This window comes from Nocardia sp. NPDC060249 (assembly GCF_042728755.1).
Taxonomy (GTDB): domain Bacteria; phylum Actinomycetota; class Actinomycetes; order Mycobacteriales; family Mycobacteriaceae; genus Nocardia.
In genome coordinates this window covers 67,197-91,435 of the sequence record NZ_JBHXAQ010000010.1, presented here as the reverse complement: position 1 = coordinate 91,435, position 24,239 = coordinate 67,197, and the positions used below count along the sequence as shown (strand labels likewise).

General features: G+C 67.2%; 23 protein-coding genes, 1 tRNA gene and 1 pseudogene. 6 read left to right on the top strand and 19 right to left on the bottom strand.

Translation table 11 applies throughout. The annotated features are described in order from the left end of the window. The first annotated feature begins 18 nt into the window (after positions 1 to 18). Entirely contained in the window at positions 19 to 393 is a 375-nt protein-coding gene (gene trxA, locus ACFWFP_RS27550) for a thioredoxin (RefSeq protein WP_379299715.1), read from the top strand. Positions 394 to 472: 79 nt separating this feature from the next. Here the strand turns inward: trxA and ACFWFP_RS27545 are convergent, their stop codons facing one another. After that, on the bottom strand, positions 473 to 892 hold the full coding sequence (locus ACFWFP_RS27545; protein ID WP_379299713.1) for a 2-keto-3-deoxygluconate kinase: 420 nt from the start codon (positions 890 to 892) through the stop codon (positions 473 to 475). Between the two features lie 344 nt (positions 893 to 1,236). Further along, positions 1,237 to 2,004, bottom strand: coding sequence for an acyl-[acyl-carrier-protein] thioesterase (locus ACFWFP_RS27540; RefSeq protein WP_379299711.1), 768 nt, complete (start codon positions 2,002 to 2,004; stop codon positions 1,237 to 1,239). A gap of 252 nt (positions 2,005 to 2,256) precedes the next feature. Here ACFWFP_RS27540 and ACFWFP_RS27535 point away from each other — a divergent pair, with 252 nt between their 5' ends. Then, a complete protein-coding gene (locus tag ACFWFP_RS27535; protein ID WP_379299709.1) occupies positions 2,257 to 3,117 on the top strand; it encodes a haloalkane dehalogenase in 861 nt (286 codons plus the stop codon). 212 nt (positions 3,118 to 3,329) lie between these two features. Further along, positions 3,330 to 3,668, top strand: a complete 339-nt coding sequence (locus tag ACFWFP_RS27530) for an LGFP repeat-containing protein (protein WP_378994054.1) — start codon at positions 3,330 to 3,332, stop codon at positions 3,666 to 3,668. A gap of 214 nt (positions 3,669 to 3,882) precedes the next feature. Here the strand turns inward: ACFWFP_RS27530 and polA are convergent, their stop codons facing one another. The 8 genes and pseudogenes from polA to ACFWFP_RS27490 all read right to left on the bottom strand — a co-directional run bounded on the left by polA (position 3,883) and on the right by ACFWFP_RS27490 (position 13,341). After that, positions 3,883 to 6,612, bottom strand: a complete 2,730-nt coding sequence (polA, locus tag ACFWFP_RS27525) for a DNA polymerase I (RefSeq protein WP_379299707.1) — start codon at positions 6,610 to 6,612, stop codon at positions 3,883 to 3,885. A gap of 121 nt (positions 6,613 to 6,733) precedes the next feature. After that, positions 6,734 to 7,429: an ABC transporter ATP-binding protein gene (locus ACFWFP_RS27520; protein WP_379299847.1), complete on the bottom strand. Its 696-nt coding sequence runs from the start codon at positions 7,427 to 7,429 to the stop codon at positions 6,734 to 6,736. 183 nt (positions 7,430 to 7,612) lie between these two features. After that, a pseudogene (locus ACFWFP_RS27515) lies at positions 7,613 to 8,476 on the bottom strand (ABC transporter ATP-binding protein); the annotation flags it as partial. Between the two features lie 41 nt (positions 8,477 to 8,517). Beyond that, positions 8,518 to 9,942, bottom strand: a complete 1,425-nt coding sequence (locus tag ACFWFP_RS27510) for a branched-chain amino acid ABC transporter permease (RefSeq protein WP_379299705.1) — start codon at positions 9,940 to 9,942, stop codon at positions 8,518 to 8,520. Then, positions 9,939 to 10,976 carry a branched-chain amino acid ABC transporter permease gene (locus ACFWFP_RS27505; RefSeq protein ID WP_379299703.1) on the bottom strand — a complete coding sequence of 346 codons (1,038 nt, stop codon included), beginning with the start codon at positions 10,974 to 10,976 and terminating at the stop codon, positions 9,939 to 9,941. The genes ACFWFP_RS27510 and ACFWFP_RS27505 overlap by 4 nt, the downstream gene beginning before the upstream one ends. Before the next feature lie 72 nt (positions 10,977 to 11,048). Then, the gene (locus ACFWFP_RS27500) at positions 11,049 to 12,206 is read right to left on the bottom strand and encodes a branched-chain amino acid ABC transporter substrate-binding protein (protein WP_378637157.1); all 1,158 of its coding nucleotides are present in this window, start codon (positions 12,204 to 12,206) and stop codon (positions 11,049 to 11,051) included. Positions 12,207 to 12,479: 273 nt separating this feature from the next. Then, positions 12,480 to 13,091, bottom strand: a complete 612-nt coding sequence (locus ACFWFP_RS27495; RefSeq protein ID WP_056824610.1) for an ANTAR domain-containing response regulator — start codon at positions 13,089 to 13,091, stop codon at positions 12,480 to 12,482. Positions 13,092 to 13,254: 163 nt separating this feature from the next. Then, positions 13,255 to 13,341, bottom strand: a tRNA-Leu gene (locus ACFWFP_RS27490). A gap of 112 nt (positions 13,342 to 13,453) precedes the next feature. On the opposite strand from ACFWFP_RS27490, the gene ACFWFP_RS27485 reads away from it, so the two are divergent. The 3 genes from ACFWFP_RS27485 (at position 13,454) to ACFWFP_RS27475 (ending at position 15,290) form a co-directional block, all read left to right on the top strand. Then, positions 13,454 to 13,963, top strand: coding sequence for a monooxygenase family protein (locus ACFWFP_RS27485; protein WP_379299701.1), 510 nt, complete (start codon positions 13,454 to 13,456; stop codon positions 13,961 to 13,963). A 185-nt stretch (positions 13,964 to 14,148) separates the two neighbouring features. Next, on the top strand, positions 14,149 to 14,772 hold the full coding sequence (locus ACFWFP_RS27480; protein ID WP_379299699.1) for a low molecular weight phosphatase family protein: 624 nt from the start codon (positions 14,149 to 14,151) through the stop codon (positions 14,770 to 14,772). Positions 14,773 to 14,906: 134 nt separating this feature from the next. Beyond that, on the top strand, positions 14,907 to 15,290 hold the full coding sequence (locus ACFWFP_RS27475; protein WP_379299697.1) for a hypothetical protein: 384 nt from the start codon (positions 14,907 to 14,909) through the stop codon (positions 15,288 to 15,290). Positions 15,291 to 15,336: 46 nt separating this feature from the next. On the opposite strand, the gene ACFWFP_RS27470 is transcribed toward ACFWFP_RS27475, so the two are convergent. The 9 genes from ACFWFP_RS27470 to trpC all read right to left on the bottom strand — a co-directional run bounded on the left by ACFWFP_RS27470 (position 15,337) and on the right by trpC (position 24,232). Further along, positions 15,337 to 16,233 (bottom strand): acyl-CoA thioesterase, encoded by an 897-nt coding sequence (locus ACFWFP_RS27470; RefSeq protein WP_379299695.1) that lies wholly within the window; start codon positions 16,231 to 16,233, stop codon positions 15,337 to 15,339. Between the two features lie 2 nt (positions 16,234 to 16,235). Beyond that, on the bottom strand, positions 16,236 to 17,654 hold the full coding sequence (gene pyk, locus ACFWFP_RS27465) for a pyruvate kinase (RefSeq protein WP_379299693.1): 1,419 nt from the start codon (positions 17,652 to 17,654) through the stop codon (positions 16,236 to 16,238). A gap of 144 nt (positions 17,655 to 17,798) precedes the next feature. Beyond that, positions 17,799 to 18,470 (bottom strand): amino acid ABC transporter permease, encoded by a 672-nt coding sequence (locus ACFWFP_RS27460; RefSeq protein WP_379299691.1) that lies wholly within the window; start codon positions 18,468 to 18,470, stop codon positions 17,799 to 17,801. Between the two features lie 3 nt (positions 18,471 to 18,473). Continuing rightward, a complete protein-coding gene (locus ACFWFP_RS27455) occupies positions 18,474 to 19,226 on the bottom strand; it encodes an amino acid ABC transporter substrate-binding protein (protein ID WP_379299845.1) in 753 nt (250 codons plus the stop codon). 172 nt (positions 19,227 to 19,398) lie between these two features. After that, complete coding sequence (locus ACFWFP_RS27450; RefSeq protein ID WP_378995669.1) at positions 19,399 to 19,929, bottom strand: NINE protein; 531 nt, start codon at positions 19,927 to 19,929, stop codon at positions 19,399 to 19,401. Positions 19,930 to 20,153: 224 nt separating this feature from the next. Then, positions 20,154 to 21,230 carry a prolipoprotein diacylglyceryl transferase gene (gene lgt / locus ACFWFP_RS27445; RefSeq protein ID WP_379299689.1) on the bottom strand — a complete coding sequence of 359 codons (1,077 nt, stop codon included), beginning with the start codon at positions 21,228 to 21,230 and terminating at the stop codon, positions 20,154 to 20,156. A gap of 121 nt (positions 21,231 to 21,351) precedes the next feature. Beyond that, complete coding sequence (gene trpA / locus ACFWFP_RS27440) at positions 21,352 to 22,152, bottom strand: tryptophan synthase subunit alpha (protein WP_378637179.1); 801 nt, start codon at positions 22,150 to 22,152, stop codon at positions 21,352 to 21,354. Continuing rightward, the gene (trpB, locus tag ACFWFP_RS27435; RefSeq protein ID WP_379299687.1) at positions 22,149 to 23,414 is read right to left on the bottom strand and encodes a tryptophan synthase subunit beta; all 1,266 of its coding nucleotides are present in this window, start codon (positions 23,412 to 23,414) and stop codon (positions 22,149 to 22,151) included. Before trpB ends, trpA begins: the two co-directional genes overlap by 4 nt. Continuing rightward, positions 23,411 to 24,232 carry an indole-3-glycerol phosphate synthase TrpC gene (trpC, locus tag ACFWFP_RS27430; protein WP_056824640.1) on the bottom strand — a complete coding sequence of 274 codons (822 nt, stop codon included), beginning with the start codon at positions 24,230 to 24,232 and terminating at the stop codon, positions 23,411 to 23,413. The genes trpB and trpC overlap by 4 nt, the downstream gene beginning before the upstream one ends. Between the last annotated feature and the right edge of the window lie 7 nt (positions 24,233 to 24,239).

Sequence of the window (24,239 nt, the reverse complement as noted above, 5' to 3'; positions counted from 1 at the left end):
CGACAAGGAGAGGACGTCATGGCCACCCAGACGCTGACCCAGCAGAACTTCGACGAAGTCATCACCGGAAACGACGTGGTCCTCGTCGATTTCTGGGCTTCCTGGTGCGGTCCGTGCCGCAATTTCGCACCGACCTACGAGAGCTCGTCGGAAAAGCACACCGACGTCGTCTACGGCAAGGTCGACACCGAGGCCGAGCAGGGACTCGCCGCTGCCGCCAACATCCAGTCGATCCCGACCATCATGGCGTTCCGCGAGGGTGTGCTCGTCTTCGCGCAGCCGGGTGCGCTGCCGGCCGCCGCGCTCGAGGACCTGGTGACCCAGATCAAGGATCTGGACATGGACGAGGTGCGCAAGCAGATCGCCGAGCAGGAGTCCTCCACCGCCGAGTAGTTCGGCGCCGCATACTGCGTAACGCGAAGGGCCCGTTCACCTTTCGAGGTGAACGGGCCCTTGTGTGTGCTGTGTGGTGTCAGCCCGCGAGCAGGTTGACGCCGGCGATCATGGCGCGCACGGTCGATTCCGCGCTGCCGGTGGCGGTGGCCACCGCCCAGCCGCGCCTGCCGTTGAACTCGCACTGCATGAAGGTGGCGATGCCGTCGGCGGTCGGGCGCTGATGGAAGTGCAGGATCTCGAGGGGGTAGCCCTCGTCGTAGAGCGCGGAGGTCATCGCGGCCACCGGGCTGCCGGCGGCGATGACGGTGCGCAGGTGGTCGGCGAATTCCAGAGTGGCGGTGAAATCCGTTCCGGAACAAGACCATTCACGCAAAGCGATGGATCCGTCGGCGCGGGTGTACCGGTCGAGGAAGGCGGCGGGGTCGAGGTCGGTGAGCTCGGCGCGCAGGCCCTTGGGGGCGGCGGCGAACAGGGCATGGTCCAGTGTCAGCGTCATTGCAGGTGAGGTCTTCCCGAAGATGTCTTCGTTGGCAGGGTGGGACCAGCAGAACGATGAAATACAGCCCGCAGCGTAGGGGCTGGTCCGAATCAGACCCCGCTACGGCGGATTACTACGAGAAGAATTCGCCGTGAAGCTTCCTGCGCGGTCTGCGCAGCAGCGACCGCGAGGTCGCGGTCAGCGACTAGCAGCGCGGCACAGCGGGCGGGATTCGGCACGCAGTCGAGGATAGGGCGGTCGTCGCGAAACCGCAACCTGGTTCACCACCCGGAGTGTCTACCCGTGAGTACCATCACCGCAGCTCAGGATCGGTAACATCCGCCCCGGTGACGGCGATGGGTTTACCGGGACACGGTCAGGGGCTCCACCGCAGCGAGGGCACGGGCCGAACCGTCGACGTCGACCTGGACGCGCAGGCGGTCGGGTTGCGAACTCGTCCGCAACACCACCTTGTCGCCCATCATCACCGGACCGACGTGTTCGACGATCGCCCGGTACGGCAACCGGTGGCGGTCCGGGTGCGCGGCGAGCGCCTCCTCCACGGCCTCCCAGTACACCGCGTTGTTGACATGGCCGAGCCGGTCCACGTCGGTGACGCGCAGTGGGAACGCCACCTCTTCCACCTCCGCGATGTCGAGTTCGGTGAGCGCGGCCTTCCAGCGCAGGCGATGTTCGGTGGTGCTGGCCAGCATCGGCGCCATGAACGCGTCGCTCATCCGCGCGGGACGGCCGGCGACGGGGTCGATGTGGATCAGGAACGCCGCGGCCTCGATGTGCCCGCTCTTCTCCCCGCGCAACTGAATGCGCATGTCACACCATCGATTCGAGAGCGCGTCGGCCCAGCGGCGAAGCTGGACGCGGTCGCCGAACACGATCGGCTCGTACACGTCGATCACCGTGCGCCGCACGATCCACGCCTGATGGGTGTCGCCGTCCTGCACCGCGTCGAGATGATCGAACCCGATGTCCTGCAGGTAGCGCGCCACCGCGTCGAGCCGCAGCCGGTCGTCGCCATCGGTATCACCGAGTCGTACCGGCCACGACATCGCGAAAGCCTGCTCGATATCGGGGCAGTCGGGCAGCGGGGTCGCGATGACGGTCTCGGTCATAGGGCCGATGCTGCCACAGGTGGTCGTCACGGGCCGGATCCCACCGCGACGGTGTCCGCATCGAGTTGTCGGCCGGCTCGCCCCCTGGCGAACAGGGCACAACGTCGCGCATCTCACGGGCACGCAGCTCTCTCCGCACGGTGCCGGGCGGCACCAGTGACACGCACCTCACCGCGGATCCACCGAAGTCATTGAACCGCTGCGCTTTTCGGCCGTAGGGTCGGTTCGACGCCGGAGGACGGGACGGATGCGATGCTGATCGATTTCACGCCGGACAAGGCGCTGTACCCCTTCGAATCCCGCTGGTTCGAATCGACGGCGGGCCGGGTGCACTACATCGACGAGGGCTCCGGGATCCCCATCCTGTTCTGCCACGGCAGCCCCACCTGGAGTTTTCTCTACCGCAAGATCATCGGCGAACTGGGCGACCGGTTCCGGTGCCTGGCAGTCGACTACCCGGGCTTCGGGCTGTCCGAACGGCCACCCGGGTACAGCTACACGATCGCCGAGCATGCCGCGGTGGTCGGCGAGCTCGTCGACCATCTCGGGCTCGACCAGTTCGTGATCATGGGCCAGGACTGGGGTGGGCCGATCGGCGCCGCGGTCGGTGCCGATCGAGCCGAGCGAGTGCGCGGGCTGGTGCTCGGCAACACCCTGCTGTGGCCGACGGACACCTGGCCACAGAAGGCGTTCAGCCGGGTCATGCGCAGCTCGCCGATGCAGCGGCGGATTCTGCGCGACAACCTTCTCGTCGAGCGTTTCCTGCTCGGCGAGCTGCGGCACACGATCAGCGAGGCCGAGGCCGATCACTACCGCAAGGTGCAGCCTTCACCCGAAGCCCGGCGCGGGATCGCCGCGATGCCCGGGCAGATCCTGGCCGCTCGCCCCTTCCTCACACAGCTGGCCGCCGACGTGCCCGCTCGACTCGGTGCCACCCCGACACTGCTGGTCTGGGGCATGAAGGACATGGCGTTCCGTCCCGCTTCGTTCCTGCCACGAATGCGCGACACGTTCACCGACCACCGGGTCCTCGAACTGCCCGGCGCCGGGCACTTCATCCCCGAACACGAGCCCGGCGAGATCGCCGAAGCTATCGTCCAGCGTTTTCGCTGACGCGGCCTCGACCGCTTCCTCGCGAGGCAGCAGGGCTCACCATCGGTAGCTGACGGTGCGCCGGTTCCAATCATCGGCTGCGAGCGAATCACTGGCTAATAAAGTGTGACCAGATTGTGAATCTCCCGCGAGTCGCCGCCGAGAACGGCCGATCGCACGGTAGCGTCGCGGCCGCTAGGCCAATTGTTACTGCGTGAAAGGAATTGTTCGACATGGCATTCGAAGTCACTGGGGCTATCGGCGATCACTACAACGAAGCCGGTGGCGCGTCCAGCCCGCTGGGTGAGCCGACCTCGGCAGAGCAGGACGCCGCCAACGGTGGCAAGTTCCAGGAATTCACCGGCGGAGTCATCTACTTCAAGCTCCCGACCGGGGCCAAGACCGTGTACGGCGCCATCCGTCAGGCATGGGAGGCCGAGGGCGGCGCGGGCGGCCGGTTCGGCTACCCGACCTCCGACGAGCAGGACATCGAAGGCGGCAAGATCAGCCACTTCGAGAACGGCTCGATCAGCTACTCGATCGCCGACGACGCGGTGACCGTCAACGCCTGATCTCGCGTTCCAGCCACGATGGGCATCGACCTTCACGGTCGGTGCCCATCGTGCTGTGCGGGCCGGGTCGGTCGCCTCCGCGCTCACACCGGCAGCCGCCAGGTGTACTCGTATTCGGCAACGGTGAAGCCCGCGTCGAAAGTGACCGTGCCGGAGCCGGTTCGGTGCCGGCCTCGGCGCTCGTAGAACGGGTGCCGGGTCGGCCTGAACCGGCTCAGTGCGCTGCCGCGTCCCAGCTCCGGCCGGTGCCGACGGAAACGGTGAGCGGGACCGAGAGGTCGATCGCGGCCGACATCTGTTCGCGCGCAAGGGCTTCGAGGGCCTCGCGTTCACCGTCGGCGACCTCGAAGACGAGTTCGTCGTGGATCTGCAGCAGCATCCGCGAGCGCAGGCCCGCTTCGCGGATCGCGTTCTGCACGTTGATCATCGCGACCTTGATGATGTCGGCGGCGGTGCCCTGGATCGGTGCGTTCAGCGCCATCCGCTCGGCGGATTCACGGCGCTGACGGTTGCTGGAATCCAGGTCGGGCAGGTAACGCCTACGGCCGAACAGGGTTTGGGTGTAGCCCACCTTGCGGGCCTGGTCGACGACATCGGACAGGTAGTCGCGGATGCCGCCGAAACGGTCGAAGTACACGTCCATCTGCTCTTTGGCCTCGGTCGTGCTGATCTTCAACTGGGCGCTCAGGCCGTAGGAACTCAGGCCGTAGGCGAGACCGTAGGACATGGCCTTGATCCGGCGGCGCAGCTCCGGGCTCACCTGCGCGATCGGGATGTCGAAGGCCTTCGACGCGACGAAGGTGTGCAGGTCCTCGCCGGAATTGAAGGCCTCGATCAGGCCCGCGTCCCCGGACAGGTGCGCCATGATGCGCATCTCGATCTGGCTGTAGTCGGCCGTCATGAGTTCGGCGAAGCCAGGGCCGACGACGAAGGTGTCGCGGATCTGGCGACCGGTGTCGGTGCGGATCGGGATGTTCTGCAGGTTCGGCTCGGTCGAGGAGAGGCGGCCGGTGGCGGCGATGGTCTGATTGAACGTGGTGTGCACGCGGCCGTCGTCGGAAACCGACTTGAGCAGGCCGTCGACGGTCACCTTGAGCCGGGTCGCGTCGCGGTGGGCCAGCAGGTGTTCCAGGAACGCGTGGCCGGTCTTCTCGAACAGCGATTCCAGCGCGTCGGCGTCGGTGGTGTAACCGGTCTTGGTGCGCTTGGTCTTCGGCATGTCGAGCTCGTCGAACAGCACCACCTGCAGCTGCTTGGGCGAGCCGAGGTTGATCTGCTTGCCGATCACCTCGTACGCGGAGTTCGCGGCCTCGGTGACGCGGTCGGCGAACTGCTGCTGGAGATTCTCGAGCTGGGCGACGTCGACCGCGATGCCCGCCTCCTCGAGTTGACCGAGCACGCCGAGCAACGGCAGCTCCATCTCCGTGAGCAGCGGGGTCGATTCGATGGCTTCGAGTTCGGTGTCCAGGGCGACGGCCAGATCGGCGACCGCGCGGGCGCGCAGCATCTCCTCGCGGGCGATATCGGCGGCGAGGGTGTCCTCGTCGTCGAGCAGGGAGAGCTGGCCCGTGTCGGCGGCCTCGACGCGCAGTTCGCGCTTGAGGTAGCGCAGGGACAGATCGTCGAGGTTGAAGCTGCGCTGGCCGGGGCGGACCAGGTAGGCCGACAGCGCGGTGTCGGTGGTGAGACCGCCCAGGGTGAAGCCGCGACCGCGCAGCGCGTGCCCGGCGGACTTGGCCTCGTGCAGCGCCTTGGGTACCTCGGGATCGGCCAGCCAGGCGGCCAGGGCCGTCTCGTCGTCGGGGGTGAGGACGGTCAGATCGATGTAGCCGCCCTCACCGTCGGCGGCGGCGATCGCCAGAGCCCGTGCGTCACCGTGGACCGGCGTTCCGGTCCCGACGATCGAGAGGCCATGGCGGGCACCGGCTTTCGCGTGCTCGGCGAGCCAGTCGGCGACCGCGCCCTGATCGAGGGCGCCACCGCTGATCTCGAAACCCGACTCGGCTTCCGGCTCGGGGGAACCGAGGGTGTCGAACAGCCGGTCGCGCAGCACCCGGAACTCGAGGTCGTCGAAGAGCTGGTGGATCTTGTCGCGGTCCCACGGCGCCTTCATCAACTGGTCGGGGGTGTAGGGCAACGGCACCTCGCGCACCATCTCGGTGAGCTGGCGGTTGAGCACCACACTCGACAGGTTCGCCCGCAAGGAATCGCCGACCTTGCCCTTCACCTGATCGACGCGGTCGACCAGGGTGGCGAGGTCGCCGTATTCGCGGATCCACTTGGCGGCGGTCTTCTCCCCCACACCGGGAATGCCGGGCAGATTGTCGCTCGGGTCGCCGCGCAGGGCCGCGTAGTCGGGATACTGCGCGGGAGTGAGGCCGTATTTGGTCTCCACCTCGGCCGGGGTGAAGCGGGTGAGATCCGAGACGCCCTTCTTCGGGTAGAGCACGGTCACGTCGTCGTTGACCAGCTGAATCGCGTCGCGGTCGCCGGTGACGATGAGGACCCGGTAGCCCTGGGCCATCGCCTGGGTGGTGAGGGTGGCGATCACATCGTCGGCCTCGTAGCCGTCGATGGCCATCACCGGAATGCCCATCGCGCCGAGCACGTCCTTGGTGAGTTCGACCTGCCCACGGAATTCGTCGGGGGTGGCACTGCGATTGGCCTTGTACTCCGGGTACGCCTCGGTGCGGAAGGTCTTGCGCGACACGTCGAACGCCGCGGCCACGTGGCTGGGCTTCTCGTCGCGCAGCAGGTTGATCAGCATCGAGGTGAATCCGTACACCGCGTTGGTGGTCTGACCCGTGACGGTCTTGAAGTTCTCCGCCGGTAGCGCGAAGAACGCGCGATAGGCGATCGAATGCCCGTCCAGCAGCAGCAGCGTAGGCCGCTCGTCGGGGGCAGTGGTCGGAGTCGATGCCTGCGCAGTCGTCGGTGAACTCACCCGACAGAGTCTAGGCACCCCCACCGACAGCAATCGTGGCGGCTCGCAGCCCGAAAGCGGAACGGCCCCCCGGCGCGCTCGCAGTGAGCGCGCCGAGGGGCCGGGCTGGACCGAGAAGGGATCAATCGACGCCGAGGTAGGCCGACATCACCGCGGGGTCGGTGAGCAACGCGCTACCAGGGCCGGACTTGGTGACCTCGCCGGTTTCCAGGATGTAGGCGCGATCACTGCGGGTCAGGGCCTGTTGGGCGTTCTGTTCCACGAGCAGCACGGTGGTGCCCTGTCGGTTGATCTCGCTGATGATCCGGAAGATCTGCTGGATCACCATGGGGGCCAGACCCATCGAGGGCTCGTCGAGCAGCAGCAGCTTCGGGCGGGCCATGAGGGCGCGGCCGATGGCGAGCATCTGCTGTTCACCGCCCGACATCGTGCCGCCGATCTGCTTGCGGCGTTCGGCCAGCCGGGGGAACAGCTCGAAGACCCAGTCCAGGGTCTGCTGGTACTCGGTCTTCTTCTCGAAAGGCCTTCCGTAGCACCCCATGTCGAGGTTCTCCGCGACCGTCATACCCGGGAAGACACCGCGACCCTCCGGCGCCTGGATGAGACCCTCGACCACCCGATCGTGCGCTTTCATGGTGGTGATGTCTTTGCCCTGGAACAGGATTCGGCCCGAGGTGAGCGGCAGCAGGCCCGACATCGCCCGCATGGTGGTGGTCTTGCCCGCGCCGTTGGCGCCGAGCAGAGTCACCAGTTCACCCTGGGCGACCGAGAGCGAAATGCCGTGCAGCGCTTCGATCCGGCCGTAGTTCACGACCATGTCCTGGACCTCGAGCAGCGGCGTCTCGGTCTCGACCACGGCCTCCGGCTCGTCCCGCGATCGCACCTGCACGGCGTCGGCCACCGGCGTCGCCCCCTCCTCCGCGGCGGCGACCGATCCCTCGCGCACTTCCTCGATCGTGTCCGCGTCGGGCACGCCGAGGTAGGCCGCGATCACCGCCGGGTCCTCGCGCACCTCGGTGGGCAGGCCGTCGGCGATCTTGCGCCCGAATTCCAGGACCACGATCCGGTCGGTCACGCCCATCACCAGACGCATGTCGTGCTCGATGAGCAGCACGGTGTAGCCGTCGTCGCGGATCTTGCGGATCAGATCCATCAGCGCCGATTTCTCGCTGGGATTGAAACCGGCGGCCGGCTCGTCCAGGCACAGGAGCTTGGGCTCGGTGGCCAGCGCCCGCGCGATCTCGAGCCTGCGCTGATCGCCGTAGGACAGGTTGCGGGCCTTTTCCACCGCACGGGGCGCGATGCCGACGAACTCGAGCAGCGCCATGCCGCGTTCGATGGCGTCACGCTCCTCGCGCTTGAACTTCGGCGTGCGGAACACCGCGCCGGGCACCGAGGTGGTGTGGCGCGCGTCGGTGCCGACGACCACGTTCTCCAGCGCCGTCATCTCGCCGAACAGCCGCACGTTCTGGAACGTGCGCGCGATACCCATCCGGGTGATCTCGTTGCGCTTGGTCTTGGCCAGCGGCTGACCGTCGAAGTGCACGCTGCCCGCCGAGGGCTTGTAGACGCCGGTGATCGCGTTGAAGCAGGTGGTCTTGCCCGCGCCGTTGGGGCCGATCAGACCGAGGATCTCGCCGCGGCGGATCTCGAAACTGACCCCGTCCAACGCGGTCAGACCGCCGAACTTCACGGTCAGACCGTCGGTGCGCAGCAATGGCTCGCCCACCGCGGTCTCGATCTCGCGATGCGGCGCGACCACCTCGGCGACGGTCTCGGCATCGGCGAGTTCGGGCAGCACCGCGGTGACGTCGACCTCACCTGTCGGCTCGACCTCGGGCGGCGGCTGGTAGCCGGCCTTCATGTCTTCGTTGTCGTACAGCGCGTCTCCCGCGCCCGGCCCCGTCATTGCCCTGCTCCGATCGATTCGGCCGCCGGCTTGCGCACGACCGCCTGGTACACCTGTCTGCCGTAGGCGAGCAATTTCTGCCGCACCGGGAACAGACCCTGTGGCCGCAGAATCATCATCACCACGAGCGCGATGCCGAAGTAGAGGTACTTCAGGTCACCGAGGTTCTGGGCGCCGCCCGGACGGAACAGCAACACACTGCCCAACAGCAGCAAGCCGAAGATCACCGCCACGATCGCCACGCCGATCACCGTCCGCCGGACCCACGTGGCCAGCGCGTCCTTCTTCCACCGCCACAGCAACCACAGGCCGATCAGCAGCGCGACATCGAGGCCGAGCAACAGATAACCGGTCGACTCGCTGGACACCAGCTGCACCGACTGCAACCGCATCGGCAGGTAGGCGATGAGGAACGCGCCGACGATCACGCCGAGCTTGTTGCCCGAACCACCGAGCACCACCGCGCACAGGAACAACATCGACAAGATGATGTCGAACTGTTTGGGATTCACATAGGTGACCTGACCGGCGTACATCGCGCCGGACAGACCGCCGACCGAGGCGCCGATCACGAACGCCCACAGCTTGAACTTGAAGGTCGGCACGCCCATGATCTCGGCGGCGTCCTCGTCTTCGCGGATGGCGACCCAGGAGCGCCCGACCCGGCTGCGCTCGAGGTTGCCGATGATCAGCAGCACCACGATCACGAAGACCATACCGAGCCAGAACCACCAGGTGCCGTTGCTGGCCCGCTGGAAGGGATTCCAGCTGCTGGTGTCGCCGAGGTTGCCCGGGGAGAAGAAGCCACCGGGGTGCGCCTCGGACTCGCCGACGGCGGGATAGGCGATCTTGGACAGGCCGAGGCTGCCGTTGGTGAGGTCGCCCAGGTTGTCGGCCATCAGCCGGACGATCTCACCGAAGCCCAGCGTCACGATCGCGAGGTAGTCACCGCGCAGCCGCAGGGTCGGCGCGCCGAGGATCAGACCCGCGAGCGCGGTCAGCGCGATCGCGATCGGCAGGCAGGCCACCCACGCCCAGCCGGGTTGCAGCCAGCCGCCGTCGGTCTGATTCCACGGGCTGTTCGGGCTGGTCAGCAGGCCGACCGTATAGGCGCCGACGGCATAGAAGCCGACATAACCGAGGTCGAGCAGGCCGGCCTGGCCGACCACCACGTTCAGGCCGATGGCGATCAGCGCATACATGGCGAACTGCGCCATCACGCCGCCGAAGCTCACGCCCGGCGTGTCGAGCAGCGGGGGCGGGAACAACGGCATCAGCGCCAGCAGGGCGATGATCGGCACGCCGACGGCCCACTGGGCCGGACGCGAGAGTCCGTCCCACCAGACCCGGATCGCGTCGCCGATGCCACGCCGATCCTGCTGCGCGACAGGTGCTTTCGGGGTTTTCGTCAGGTCTGTCATGCGCGTGCCCTCCCCAGGCTCTCGCCGAGGATGCCGGTCGGCCGGAACATCAGCACGGTCACCAGCAGCACGAACGCGACCACGTCACGCCATTCGGTGCCGAACAGGATCTGCCCGTACTGCTCGGCGATGCCGAGGATCAACCCGCCGAGCAGGGCGCCGCGCAGGTTGCCGATGCCACCGAGCACCGCGGCGCTGAACGCCTTGATACCGAGGATGAAACCGCCGGAGAAGATGATGCCGGTGGGAATGTAGAGCGTGTACAGCATCGCGGCCGCGCCTGCCAGCAGACCGCCGATGAGGAACGTCAACACGATGACCCGCTCGCGCGAGACACCCATCAGGGTCGCGGTGTCGGGGTCCTGGGCGACCGCGCGGATGGCACGGCCGAATTTGGTTCTGTTGATGACGATTTCGGTGGTGATCGCGAGCACGACGGCCGCGGCGATGATCACCAGCGCCACATTGGTGACCTGCGCGCCGAGGAAGGTGAACTGCACCTTCGGCTCCACGAGCCGGATACCGGTCTGGGCGTTGGAGCCGCCGAGACCCGGCTTGATCTTGGGCAGGATGTAGTGCACGAACTCCTGGATCACGAACGACATACCGATCGCGGTGATCAGGAAGGCCAGCGGTTTCGCGCCGCGCCTGCGCAGCGGCCGGTAGGCGACTCGTTCCAGCCCCACCGCCGCGATGCCCGAGACGAGCATGCCGAAGAGCATCGCCAGGCCCAGGTAGAGGACTGTCAGCAGCACACCCTGGGAATACACGTTGCCGCTGGGTGCGAAGCCGAGCAGTTCCAGTCCCACGTAGGTGCCGAACATGCCGAGCATGAAGATCTCGGAGTGAGCGAAGTTGATCAGGCGAAGCACGCCGTAGACCAGCGTGTAGCCGACCGCCACCAGGGCGTAGATCGAGCCGTAGGTGAGACCGTCCACGGTCAATTTCCAGAACTGGTCGATCACCCCGGAAATGTTGAAATCGATGGACCCCTCGGCCAACAGGGTCACACCGAGCGAAGCCGCTGATGTCATGATTACTCTCGCGTCAGGCGAGCGGTGCGCGTGGCTACACAGCCACGCGCACCGCTGCACACGTCATCGGAACTACTTGACCTGGTACATCCAGATCTGGATGTTGGCCAGCTCGCCGGTCTCGCCCCACTTGTACTGGCGGGCGACACCGGTGCCGTCGTAGTTGCGGACGTAGTCGACCAGCTCGGCGCGGGTGACCTTACCGGCGTCGATCCCCTTGAGCAGGATCGTGGTCAGGTCGTAGCCCTCGACGGAGTAGACGCCGGGAGCCTGGCCGTTGAGCGCCTTGTAATCGGCGGCGAACTTCTCCGGCGCCGGGCTGCACGGGCACGACAGCAGCGCGTCCTTGGACGAGGAACCGGCCTGACGGACGAACTCGGGATCGTTGCTGCCGTCGGCGGAAACGAAGGCCGCGGTCACGCCGCCGGAACGCAGCTGCTGCACGAACGGGGCGGCCTCGGCGTAGTACCCGGCGTAGAAGATGGCGTCGGGCTTGGCCGCGGACAGCTTGGACACCGCTGCCGAGAAGTCCTTGTCACCTTCCTTGACGCTCGTCCCGCAGGAGGCGTCGGCCGCGGGGCCCGCGGCGGTGATGAACGCCTGCGCCAGACCGGCACCGTAATCGGTGTTGTCCTGCACGACGCAGATCTTCTTGAAGCCCTTCTCGCCGGTCAGGTAGTTCGCGACCGCCGGGCCTTGCGAGTTGTCGTTACCCAGGCCGCGGAAGAAGGTCTTCCAGCCGTTCTGGGTCAGCGTGGGGTTCGTGGCCGACGCCGTCAGCGTGGGCATGCCCGCCTCACTGAGGATTTGGCCGGTCGCCTTGGTCTCGCCCGAGAAAGTCGGACCGACCAGCGCCACGATGTTGGGGTCGGCGACGATCGTCGGGACCACCTGGCTGGCGATCTGCGGCTTGCCCTCGGTGTCGAACTGCTTCACCGAGACCTGACAGTCCGGGTTGGCCTTGTTGTGCTTGTCGAGCGCGAGCTTCACGCCCATGATGATGTTGATGCCGAGGGCGGCATTGCCGCCGGTCAGCGGGCCCGCCATGCCGAGGGTCAGGGGCGCGCACTTGGCCTTGCCGTCGCCTGCGGGGTCCGCGGCCGCACCGGCGTCGGTTGTCGCGACGGCCTTACCCTCGGTATCGAGCTGAACGACCGACTGGATGGAGAGATCGGTGTTGCCGCCACCGCCGCCATCGGACGACTTGTCACTGCATCCGGACAACACCAACGACGCGGCAGCTCCGATAACCAGAACTCCTCGCGTCGACCGACTGCGCCATGTCGAACTGAGCACGTCTCACCTCTATGTCCTGTGCTCCCCGGGTTCACCGAGGGGGCCGACCACGTTCAGCCCGCAGAGAACATATCGCCGCTTTGTTAGATCCGCATCACATTCGCATCATGTCGGAGGTCGGTTGTCCAGCAATAGTTCACATTATTGTTTCGCTTACGTAAACATTTTCTGCTTCCGGCCCGCGCGGGGAGTAAGAGCAGAACCGCGTCACTGCGGGGTGAGGTTCTCCAGCACGACTTCGGCGACCGCCTTCATCGTCGTACGGCGATCCATCGCGGTGCGCTGAATCCATTTGAAGGCCTGCGGCTCCGACAGCCCCTGGGTCTGCATGAGCACACCCTTGGCCCGCTCGACCAGCTTACGGGTCTCCAACCGGTCCGAGAGATTCGCGACTTCCGTTTCCAGCGCGGTGATCTCATGAAAACGACTGGCCGCCAATTCGATCGCGGGGACCAGATCGGACTTGGTGAACGGCTTCACGAGATAGGCCATCGCGCCCGCGTCACGCGCGCGCTCCACCAGATCACGCTGACTGAAAGCAGTCAGGATCACCACGGGCGCAACACGTTTCGACGCGATCTCGGCGGCGGCGTCGATACCGTCACGGCGCGGCATCTTCACGTCCATGATGACCAGATCGGGGCGCAGTTCCTCGGCGAGCTCCACGGCCTGCTGCCCGTCGCCCGCTTCACCGACGACGTCGTAGCCCTCTTCTTTGAGCATCTCGACGAGGTCCATCCGGATCAAGGCCTCATCCTCGGCGACGACGACCCGCTTGGCCGCGGCCTCACGCGTGGCGCCGGCTGCATTCGTGCTCATAGGTTCGACCCCTCTGGATTCCGATGCCTGTCGATCACACCACGACTGGCGATGTAAAGAGTACCTTTCGCTTCGGCGCAGAATGCGCCTGCGATGAGATCGCGCACACCCTGCGCCGGATACTCCCCCGCGGAGCGCGACTGCCTTCGCCGCGCTTCCGCCGTGGTGCCGAGTGTGGGACTCGAACCCACACGTCCTTCCGGACAACGGTTTTTGAGACCGTCGCGTCTGCCAGTTCCGCCAACCCGGCGCACCGCGGTCACTATAGCGTCTCGGCGCGCCGGGAAGCGAACCGCCGGTCGAACCGGACGCCGCCCTGCCCCGTAGTACCCCGTGAGAGCACCGTGGAAGGGGCTGCGATCATGCGCGTGCACAGAACGACGGTCGACCTGGATTCCTATCCCGACCTGGTGATGATCCTGCTCGGCATGCGGGTACGCACCCCGCGCGGCATGCTGCGGCTGCTCGGCGTCGGCCCGAAGTTGTATCGCTCACATGCCGACCGACCCGACGGCTTGCTGCGGCACGAGGACATCGTGTGGTCGATGTTTCCGCCACATTGGGGCGCCCGGCAGTACTGGCGCGATCTGGATTCGCTCGAGCGCTGGACGCGATCGGAACCGCACCGGCAGTGGTGGGGCGAATTCCTGCGCGATTCGGGCGGCACCGGCTTCTGGCACGAGGCCTACTTTCGCCGCGGCGGCATCGACGCGGTCTACGACGACATGTCGTCCTCGACGGGCCTGGCGGCGTTCGCGCCGGTGGTCCCCGCGCGCGGGCCGATGTTCTCCACCAGGGGCCGCGTGCACGGCACCCCGCCGTCCGTGCCGCCGGTTATTTCCGAATCGAATTATTATGACCCGAAAGAGTGACAACCGACACAGATCACGGTGAGGTTTCCTGACCCTATCTCGCGGGTATCACGGTCACACACAACAGATTTGCGCATCGTGAATGATGTACGGCGCTCAACCGAAAGGTGAATAAGTAGTACCGCGCTTGTGATGGTTACAATTCTGGCCTACTCCGTGACAATCGACCCGATTACGGTGTCGGTATGCACGTGCTCTTCGTCTGCAACTCCAATGTCTGCCGGTCGGTGATCGCCGAACGGCTCACCCGGGCGTTCGCGACGGAGCACGGCCTACCCGGCCTCACCGCGGAGAGCGCGGGCACCAGGGCTCTTGTCGGTTTTCCGCCCGACCCGATGGCCGCTGAGACCATCCAGGGCCTCGGCGGGGACACCGCAGGCTTCAAGGCCCGAAAGCTCAAGCCCGAGATGGTCGATCGCGCCGATCTGGTGCTGACGATGACCGATTCGTTACGCGACCAGGTCGGTGAACTGGCCTTCGGTACCGCCCCGCGCACCTTCACTCTCGCCGAGGCCCATCGCATCGCCAAGGTCACCGGCGCGAAATCCATTGCCGCACTGCATCACGCGCGCAACAACCTGGCCTATGTGGGCCGTGAGAACATCGCCGACCCCATCGGCCTTTCGCCCGCGGCGTTCCTCGAGGTCGGCGACCGTATCGCCGAATTGCTGTTCCCCGTGCTGGGCGCGCTCGCCCCCCACGAACAGACGAAACTGTCCGGCGGCATCGATCGCCCCGGCCTCGTGATAGCTCCCGGTGGACCCGGCGGCCCCCTGTCGGCATTCCTCGCCGCGCAGCGCGGGCGCTGAGCTAGGGCTGTTCGCCACGGCTCGCAGGGATTAGACTTCGGCGCGGACGTGGGTGGTTACCCCTTGCAGGTTCGACACACGACGGGACTACAGACTTGCCGAAACGCATTTCGGATGTTTCGCTCCATGTGTACGTGACGCCGGAGATCCTCGACCGCATCGTCGCCAGTGTCCGGACGGTCCTCGACGACCACGTACACGAGCGCGACGTCTACGCCTGGCGGTTCACCATGCCCGTCGACGCGAGCGATCCGGTTCATCACGAACTCGAATCACAGTGGCGCAGTGGCTGTCCCGGCCGCGAGCCGAGCGCGGAGAACACCTACGAGATCGCGCTGAGCCTGGTCGGCGATCCGGCCGATCTCACCGACGCCGACATCGCCGACCTCGAGCGCGGACTGGCGCTGGCCGTGTACGGCGCGGCCCCGCCGCATCACGCGCACGGCGTGCCCTTCACGTTGCGCGCCCATCAGCGCACCGACGTCGTCGCCCCCGAACTCGACCACGAACTGCGTTGAGCCATCCGGCCTGCTTCGAGCCCTCAGCGGGGCACCACCGCGGCGCTCAGCGAGCCGGGAAGTGCCGGATGACGCCTTCCTGGACGGTCGTGGCGATCAATTCGCCTGTGCGCGAATAGAACCGGCCCGTCGCCAGACCACGCGAACCGGCCGCGACCGGCGACTCGGTGGAGTAGAGCACCCAGTCGTCGAACCGGAACGGGCGATGGAACCACATCGAGTGGTTCACCGTCGCCGCGAGAATTCGGTCCAGCCCCCACGACAAACCGTGCGTGGTGATGATCGAATCGAGCACGGTGGTGTCGGAGGAGTAGCCCAGCGCGGCCACGTGCAGCAGTTGATCATCCGGCAGCGAGCCGTCGGTGCGCATCCAGACCCGGTTGTGGTTGAGCTTCTCGCCGGTGCCCTTGAGAATCCACGACGGATCGTTGGTGTAGCGCATGTCGATCGGGTGCGGCGCCTTGATGAACATCTCCAGCTTGTCCTCGAAGCCGACGAAGCTCTCCTCCACCCGGGGCAGGGTCTCGGGATCCGGCACATCCGGGCCCTCGTGCGCGTGCTCCAGGCCCTTGCCCCAGTCCTGGAACGCGGCCAGCATGACGAACAGCTCCTGGCCGTCCTGGCTGGCGGTCACCGTCCGGTTGGCGAGCGCGCGGCCGTCGCGGTGGCGTTGCACGTGGTATTCGATCGGCTTCTTCACGTCGCCGCCGCGCACGAAATGCGCGTTGATCGCGTGCAGCGGCCGCTCCCCCGCCGTGCGACCGGCGGCGATGATCGCCTGCGACACCAGCTGCCCGCCGAAGGTACGGCTCCACACCTTCTCGGGATGGTTGCCCAAGAAGGTGTCCTCGCCGATCGACTCGAGGTCGAGCAGGTCGAGCAACACCCGCAGATCGGGTGTCGGCTCGCCCTGGGTGGTCTCGATATCGATCGAACTGCTCACTACTAGTGGTCCTCTTCGCCGATGCGGTGCACGTGGATCAGGTTGGTGGAACCGACGGTACCCGGAGGGGAACCGGCGACGATGACCACCAGGTCACCCTTGCGATAACGCTCCAGCGACAATAGCGCCTGATCCACCTGGTGGATCATCGCGTCGGTCGTGTCCACCATGGGCACGATGAACGTCTCGGTGCCCCAGGTCAGCGTGAGCTGGCTGCGCACCTCCGGCAGCGGGGTGAACGCCAGCAGCGGCAGCGGGGTGTGCAAGCGGGCCAGGCGGCGCACGGTGTCACCGGACTGGGTGAACGCCACCAGCGCCTTGGCGTTGAGCCGCTCGCCGATGTCGCGGGCGGCATAGGAGATCACGCCGCGCTTGGTGCGCGGCACGTGGGTCAGGGGTGGCACCCGCGACGTCTCGGACTCGACCGCGGTCACGATGCGGGCCATGGTGCGCACCGCGTCGATCGGCCACGCGCCGACCGAGGTCTCCCCCGACAGCATCACCGCGTCGGCGCCGTCGAGCACCGCGTTGGCGACGTCGGAGGCCTCCGCGCGCGTGGGCCGGGAGTTCTCGATCATCGACTCGAGCATCTGGGTGGCGACGATGACCGGCTTGGCGTTCTCGCGCGCCATCTGGATCGCGCGCTTCTGCACCAGCGGCACCTGCTCGAGCGGCAGCTCCACCCCGAGGTCGCCGCGGGCGACCATCACCGCGTCGAAGGCGAGCACGATCGCCTCGAGGTTCTCGATCGCCTCGGGCTTCTCCAGCTTGGCGATCACCGGGACCCGGCGGCCGACGCGGTCCATGATGTCGTGCACGAGTTCGATGTCGGACGGCGAGCGAACGAAGGACAGTGCGATGAAGTCGACGCCCAGTTCCAGGGCGAATTCCAGGTCTGCGACGTCCTTGTCGGACAGGGCGGGCACCGACACGTTCATGCCGGGCAGCGACAGACCCTTGTTGTTGCTCACCGGGCCGCCCTCGGTGACCCGGCAGACGACGTCGTTGCCCTCGACCGATTCCACCGTGAGGCCGACCTTGCCGTCGTCGACCAGCAGCCGGTCACCGGCTCGGGCGTCCTGCGCGAGCTCCCTGTAGGTGGTCGAGACGCGGTCGTGGGTGCCGTCGACCTCGTCGACGGTGATCCGCACCTGCTCGCCGTTGGCCCACACGGTCTTGCCGTCGGCGAAGCGGCCGAGGCGGATCTTGGGGCCCTGGAGGTCGGCGAGGATGCCGACCGCTCGGCCGGTCTCGTCCGAGGCCGCGCGGACCATCTTGTAGTTGTCGGCGTGGTCGGCGTGGTCGCCGTGGCTGAAGTTCAGCCGGGCCACATCCATGCCGCTTTCGACGAGCTCACGAATACGATCCTGGGTAGCAGTGGCCGGCCCCAGGGTGCACACAATCTTCGTCCGTCGCATCACGGCCCCCAGCCTAATGCTCATCCGCCTCTGCGTGAATTTGGCCGGTCGGAGGGTCGTAGCCGGCCGGCGACCGGACCGGCGGTTTCGGCGGGACGGGGGCCGAGCGTTCCCGACGAGTTACCCATGTGTTTACGAAATCAGTTGTCACCGGACAGCGACATGTCTGGAAAGTCTTGTTTCCAAACGGGTTTGACCGAAGCCGAGGATCAGGCAGATCACCCAGTAGTACAGCGCCGCGACGCCGTAGAGGGCGAAGAAGTCGAAGGTGGGCGCGGCGGCGAGTTGGGCGGTCCGCAGCAGCTCGGTGACCAGGATGGTCGAGGCCAGTGAGGTGTCCTTGACCAGAGAGATCAAGGTGTTCGACAGCGGGGGCACCGCGATCCGGGCGGCCTGCGGAAACACGATGTGCCAGAGCGTCTGGACATAGGTCATGCCCAGCGATTGCGCCGCCTCCCACTGTCCATACGCCACGCTCATGATCGACGAGCGCACCACCTCCGCGGCGTACCCGCCGACATTGAGGCTGAACGCGATCACCGCCGCCGGGAACGGATCGATGACGATCCCGAATTGCGGCAGCGCGTAGAACACGATGAACAGCTGGACCAGCAGCGGGGTGCCGCGAATGATCGAGATGTAGAAGCGGGCGGGCGCCGAGAGCACCCGCCGCGTCGACATCCTCGCCAGCGCCACACCGACCGCGATCGCCAGGCCGATGACGAAGCTGACGGCCGTGAGCGGCAACGTCATCGTCACCGTGGCCTTCAGCATCGGTACCAGGTTGTGCCGGATCAGCTCCCAGGTAGCCGGATCCATCCGCTATTTGCTGACGTCGGTGCCGAAGTACTTCTCCGACAGACGGGCCAGGGTGCCGTCGGCACGCAACTGCTCCAGCGCCTTGTCGACGTCGGAAATGAGCGCGGCGTCGTCCTTGCGGGCGGCGAAGGCCTGCTTGCTGGTCTCGCCGGTCTGCGCCGCGATCTTGATGCCGGTGTCGCCGGTCTTCTTGGTGTACTCACCGACCGCGAGGGTGTCGTTGACCGTGGCGTCGACCCGACCGGCCTTGAGCAGCTGGACTGCCTGCACGAACCCTTCCACTGCTTCGACTTTCGCGCCCGCGCCGGACGCGACCTTGCTCCAGTTGCTGGTGGCCGACTGCGCGGTGGTCTTGCCCGCCAGGCTCGCCAGCGACGTGATGGCGGTGTTGTCGGCCTTGGTGACGATCACGCCCTCGGAGGTCGTGTACGGCTGCGACAGCGCGTACTTGGCCGTGCGCTCGGGATTCACGGTGACCTGATTGGCGACCAGATCGAAACGCCGGGACTCGAGACCGGCGAAGATCGAGTCCCAGGGGGTCTGCACGAATTCCACCTGCTTGCCGAGCTTCTCGCTGACCGCGCGCGCGACCTCGACGTCGTAGCCGGTGAGCGTGCCGCCCTCCTGGTAGCTGAACGGCGCGTAGGTGCCCTCGGTACCGATCTTCAGCACATTCGGGTCGGACGCGGACGAGCAGGCCGACAGGCCCGTCGCGGCGACCACAGCGAGTACGGCGGCGGCGATGAATTTGCGCACGGACATCCCTTTCTCCGCTGCGCGTAGGGGGCACGCGCAGGCCAAGCGACGCTACGGCGCCGCCACAGACCGACACAGAGTATCGCTCACCGTGATCGAAACACCGGTGGGTGAACCCGAAACGGGTGCCCCGCCGTAGCAGAGCACCCGTTCATCCCCGTGTGGGCAGGAATCAGTCGCGCAGCGGGCGACCCTGCGCGTCGGGCACCTTGCCGGTGAGCATCATGATGCCGTCGATCAGCGGCCAGATGGCGCCGAGACCACAGGTCAACCAGGTCACCGCGATCTGGGCGATGCCGAGACCGGTGTAGCCGAGGTAGAAACGACCGACGCCGAAGCTGCCGAGGAAGATCTGCAGCAGACCGGCCATCAGCTTCTGCTTGTCCGAGAACGGCACGCCGTACATGTCCCGGCCGTAAGGGGCTTCCGGGTCGTTCGGGTTGTAGCCCTGCGGCATGGCCCCGTACGGCGCGGCGCCGTACCCCGGCTGCGGCTGCTGGGCGTACGGGTCGGCGGGCTGACCGTACTGCGGCTGCGGCGCGCCGTACTGCGGCTGACCGTAGCCGGGCTGCTGCGGCTGCTGGGCGTACGGATCGGAGGGCTGACCGTAGGCCGGCTGGCCGTACTGCGGCTGCGAACCGGAGTCGGGCTGCTTGCTCAGGTCAGGGCCGTACTGTGGATTGGGGTTGTAGGGGTCGGTCACTCATGTCCTCCATCATTCGTGCGGGTACCCGTCGTGGCCCCCGGCCAGTGGCGATCGGCCGAACGGCGGTGCGCCCGCGACGATCACGGGTCATTGTTGCCGGTCCTGCCCACCGTTGTCTTGTCGGGTGCTTCCCCGAGCGGCTCTCGCCATACCCCGGAATATCGCGACGGGCGTCCGCAATGTTGCCGGACGCCCGTCGATTCCACGAAAACTGTCGCGGATCAGGACTTCTTCGCGTCGGTGACCGTCTTGGCGTCATCGAGGCCGGCGGAATCGGACACATCATTCGAATCGGCCGAATCCTGTTTCCCCGCAGCGGAATCCGCCTTCTTCGTGACATCGACAGCCTCGCTCTCGGAGGTCGTCGACGGCACGGTGCGCTCGGCCGCGCCGGCGGCGCGCAGCGCGGAGAACTGCCACGGCCACGGGCGCGGCTCGCCGTCGGGCTGCAACTGCGCCGGCGTCTCGCGGCCCTTGGTCGCCAGGGCGAAGTAGGCCATGGCGCCGAGGAAGACGAGTGCGGAGGTGAAGGAGTTGATCCTGATGCCGAGGATGTGGGTGGCTTCGTCGCTGCGCAGCAACTCGACGAAGAACCGGCCGAAGCTGTAGCCCGCGACGTAGAGCGCGAACAGCCGTCCGTGGCCGATCTTGTAGCGCTTGTCGAGCAGCACCAGGCCGATCACGACAAGCACGTTCCAGACGAGCTCGTACAGGAACGTCGGCTGCACGACCTCGAGCACCCGCCCGGTCGACACCCCGTTCATCATGTCGCGCGCGCCGGTCTCCGGGTCGAACCGCTCGTAGATCTCCAGACCCCACGGCAGGTCGGTGGCGCGTCCGTAGAGCTCCTGGTTGAAGTAGTTGCCCAGCCGGCCGATCGCCTGGGCCAGCAGCACCGCGGGCGCGACCGCGTCGCCGAGCGCGGGCAGCGGGATCTTGTATATCCGGCAGCCGATCCAGGCGCCGATGGCACCGAAGAACACCGCGCCCCAGATGCCGAGACCGCCCTGCCAGATGTAGAGCGCCTCGACGGGGTGCTTGCCCTCCCCGAAGTACTTCTGCCAGTCGGTGGCGACGTGGTAGATCCGGCCGCCGACCAGGCCGAACGGCACCGCGAACATCGCGACATCGAGCACGGCACCCGGCTGACCACCGCGCTCACGCCACCGCCGTTCACCCCACCAGATGGCGACGACGATGCCGAGAATGATGAACAGCGCGTATGCCCGCAGCGGGAAGGGTCCGAGTTGCCAGACCCCCTGGGGCGGACTCGGAATGTAGGCCAGGACTGAGTTCACCCGGCCCACGTTAGTGGAGAGGCTTACGGGCGTGTTGCCGCGACCCGGACGGCGGACGACGTGCCGGTGACGAGCGAGGGGCCCGGCCGCACCTCAGCAGCCGGGCCCCTCGTGCAAACTGCTAGGAGCGAACGGTCGCCGAGCGCACACCCTCGGCCAGTTCGGCGGTCAGTGCGCGGACGGCGTCGAGACCCTCCGGCACAGCCGAGACCAGCGCCGACCCGACGATCACGCCGTCGGCGTACGCGGCGATCTCGGCGGCCTGCGCCCCCGAGCGCACGCCGAGGCCCACGCCGATCGGGATGTCGGAGTGCGCGCGGATGCGCGAGCACAGCGCGGGCGCGGCCGAGGAGACCGCGTCGCGGGCACCGGTCACACCCATGGTCGAGGCCGCGTAGATGAAGCCACGCGAGGCCTCGAGGGTCTTGACCAGACGCTCTTCGGTCGACGACGGCGCGACCAGGAAGATGCGATCCAGGTTGTGCGTGGCCGAGGCGACGAACCAGTCGTCGGCCTCGTCGGGGATCAGGTTCGGCGTGATGATGCCGGCGCCACCGGCCGCGGCCAGGTCGCGGGCGAAGGTGTCGACGCCGTACTTGAGCACTGGGTTCCAGTAGCTCATCACCACGGCCTGACCACCGGCATCGGCGATCGCCTCGACGACGGAGAACACATCGCGCACGCGCACCCCGCTGCGCAGCGCCTGCTCGGCGGCGGCCTGGATGACCGGGCCGTCCATCACGGGATCGGAGTAGGCGACGCCGACCTCGACGATGTCACAGCCGGATTCGACGAGCGCACGGCACGCGGCGATGGAACCGGCCAGATCGGGATAACCGGCGGGCAGGTAGCCGATCAGTGCGGCCCGGCCCTCGCTGCGCGCGGCAGCGAAGGTGTTCGCAAGACGCGACTGCTGACTCACTGTTGGTGCTCCTCAGCATCATCATCGAACAGACCGAACCAGCGCCCCGCCGTGTCCATGTCCTTGTCACCACGACCGGACAGGTTGACCAGGATGACCGCGCCCTCGCCGAGCTCCACGCCCAGCTTCAGCGCGCCCGCCACCGCATGCGCGGACTCGATCGCCGGGATGATGCCCTCGGTGCGTGAGAGCAGCAGCAGCGCGTCCATCGCCTCGGTGTCGGTGATCGGCCGGTATTCGGCGCGGCCGATGTCCTTGAGATGGGCGTGCTCGGGGCCGACGCCCGGATAGTCGAGACCGGCCGAGATCGAATGCGATTCGATGGTCTGGCCGTCCTCGTCCTGCAGCAGGTACGAGTAGGCGCCCTGGAACGCGCCGGGCGTGCCACCGGTGAAGGTGGCGGCGTGACGTCCGGTTTCGACGCCGTCACCGGCCGCCTCGAAACCGACCAGGCGCACACCCGTGTCGGGAATGAAGGCGTGGAAGATGCCGATGGCGTTGGAACCGCCGCCGACACAGGCCACCACGGCGTCGGGCAGTCTGCCCGCTTGTGCCGGAAGCTGGATCTGCTCGCGCGCCTCCAGGCCGATCACGCGCTGGAAATCGCGGACCAGCAGCGGGAACGGGTGCGGACCGGCCGCGGTGCCGAAGCAGTAGAACGTGTCGTCGGCGTGGGTGACCCAGTCGCGCAGTGCCTCGTTGATCGCGTCCTTGAGCGTCTGCGAACCCGAGGTCACCGGGATCACCTCGGCGCCGAGCAGCCGCATACGGGCCACGTTGAGCGCCTGGCGGGCGGTGTCGACCGCGCCCATGTAGACCACGCAGTCGAGGCCGAGCAACGCGCACGCGGTGGCCGTGGCGACGCCGTGCTGGCCCGCTCCGGTCTCGGCGATGACGCGCGTCTTGCCCATCCGCTTGGCGAGCAATGCCTGGCCGAGCACGTTGTTGATCTTGTGCGAGCCGGTGTGGTTGAGGTCCTCACGCTTGAGGAAGATCCGCGCGCCACCCGCGTGCGGGGCCAGCCGGGTGCATTCGAACACCGGCGACGGACGGCCGGTGTAGTCGCGCTGCAGCCGGTCGAGCTCGTCGAGGAAGCCGCGGTCGGTGCGGATCTTGTCGTACTCGGCGGTGACCTCTTCGATCACGGCCATCAGCGCCTCGGGGACGTGACGCCCGCCGTAGACGCCGAAGTGGCCGCCCGCGTCGGGTTCGTAGTCGGAGTGCTGGGCGACGCCGGCGCTCGCCGGGGGCAGCACCGTCATCGGATGCTCCGCCGGGCCGGCTTGGGGCAGGACGGGTGCGTGCCCGCGGTCACCAGTTCCGACACGGCCGAACGCGGGTTGCCGCTGGTCACCAGGCCTTCACCGACGAGCACGGCATCGGCGCCCGCACCGGCGTAGGCCAGCAGGTCGGCGGTGCCGCGGATGCCGGACTCGGCCACCCGGATGACCTCCGAGGGCAGACCGGGCGCGATCCGCGCGAACACGTCGCGGTCGACCTCGAGGGTCTTGAGGTTGCGCGCGTTGATGCCGATCACCGTCGCACCGGCTTCGAGGGCGCGGTCGGCCTCCTCCTCGGTGTGCACCTCCACCAGGGCGGTCATGCCGAGGGATTCGGTGCGGTCGATCAGCGAGGCGAGCACGTCCTGTTCGAGCGCGGCCACGATCAGCAGGATCACGTCGGCGCCGTGGGCACGGGCCTCGTGGATCTGGTACGGGCCGACGACGAAGTCCTTGCGCAGCACCGGGATGTTCACGGCGGCGCGCACGGCATCGAGGTCGTCGAGCGATCCACCGAAGCGGCGGCCCTCGGTGAGCACGCTGATGATCCGCGCGCCCCCGTCTTCGTAGGCCTTGGCCAGCACGGCGGGATCGGGAATGTCGGCGAGCGCGCCTTTGGAGGGGCTGGCTCGCTTCACTTCCGCGATGACACCGATTCCGTCCTCGTGCAGCGCGGCGTGTGCGTCCAGCGGCCCCTTGACCGCGGCGGCAGCAGCTTTGATCGCTTGAAAATCGAGGAGGGCTTCGCGAGCGGCAACATCCGCCCGGACCCCGTCGAGAATCGAGTCGAGTACCGTCATCTGGCTC

Bases quoted from the DNA above. Each gene is read 5' to 3' on its own strand.
- trxA (WP_379299715.1), top strand. From the start codon at position 19: ATGGCCACCCAGACGCTGACCCAGCAGAACTTCGACGAAGTCATCACC.
- ACFWFP_RS27545 (WP_379299713.1), bottom strand. From the start codon at position 892: ATGACGCTGACACTGGACCATGCCCTGTTCGCCGCCGCCCCCAAGGGC.
- ACFWFP_RS27540 (WP_379299711.1), bottom strand. From the start codon at position 2,004: ATGACCGAGACCGTCATCGCGACCCCGCTGCCCGACTGCCCCGATATC.
- ACFWFP_RS27535 (WP_379299709.1), top strand. From the start codon at position 2,257: ATGCTGATCGATTTCACGCCGGACAAGGCGCTGTACCCCTTCGAATCC.
- ACFWFP_RS27530 (WP_378994054.1), top strand. From the start codon at position 3,330: ATGGCATTCGAAGTCACTGGGGCTATCGGCGATCACTACAACGAAGCC.
- ACFWFP_RS27520 (WP_379299847.1), bottom strand. From the start codon at position 7,429: ATGGTCGTGAACTACGGCCGGATCGAAGCGCTGCACGGCATTTCGCTC.
- ACFWFP_RS27510 (WP_379299705.1), bottom strand. From the start codon at position 9,942: ATGACAGACCTGACGAAAACCCCGAAAGCACCTGTCGCGCAGCAGGAT.
- ACFWFP_RS27505 (WP_379299703.1), bottom strand. From the start codon at position 10,976: ATGACATCAGCGGCTTCGCTCGGTGTGACCCTGTTGGCCGAGGGGTCC.
- ACFWFP_RS27495 (WP_056824610.1), bottom strand. From the start codon at position 13,091: ATGAGCACGAATGCAGCCGGCGCCACGCGTGAGGCCGCGGCCAAGCGG.
- ACFWFP_RS27485 (WP_379299701.1), top strand. From the start codon at position 13,454: ATGCGCGTGCACAGAACGACGGTCGACCTGGATTCCTATCCCGACCTG.
- ACFWFP_RS27480 (WP_379299699.1), top strand. From the start codon at position 14,149: ATGCACGTGCTCTTCGTCTGCAACTCCAATGTCTGCCGGTCGGTGATC.
- ACFWFP_RS27460 (WP_379299691.1), bottom strand. From the start codon at position 18,470: ATGGATCCGGCTACCTGGGAGCTGATCCGGCACAACCTGGTACCGATG.
- trpB (WP_379299687.1), bottom strand. From the start codon at position 23,414: ATGACGGTGCTGCCCCCGGCGAGCGCCGGCGTCGCCCAGCACTCCGAC.
- trpC (WP_056824640.1), bottom strand. From the start codon at position 24,232: ATGACGGTACTCGACTCGATTCTCGACGGGGTCCGGGCGGATGTTGCC.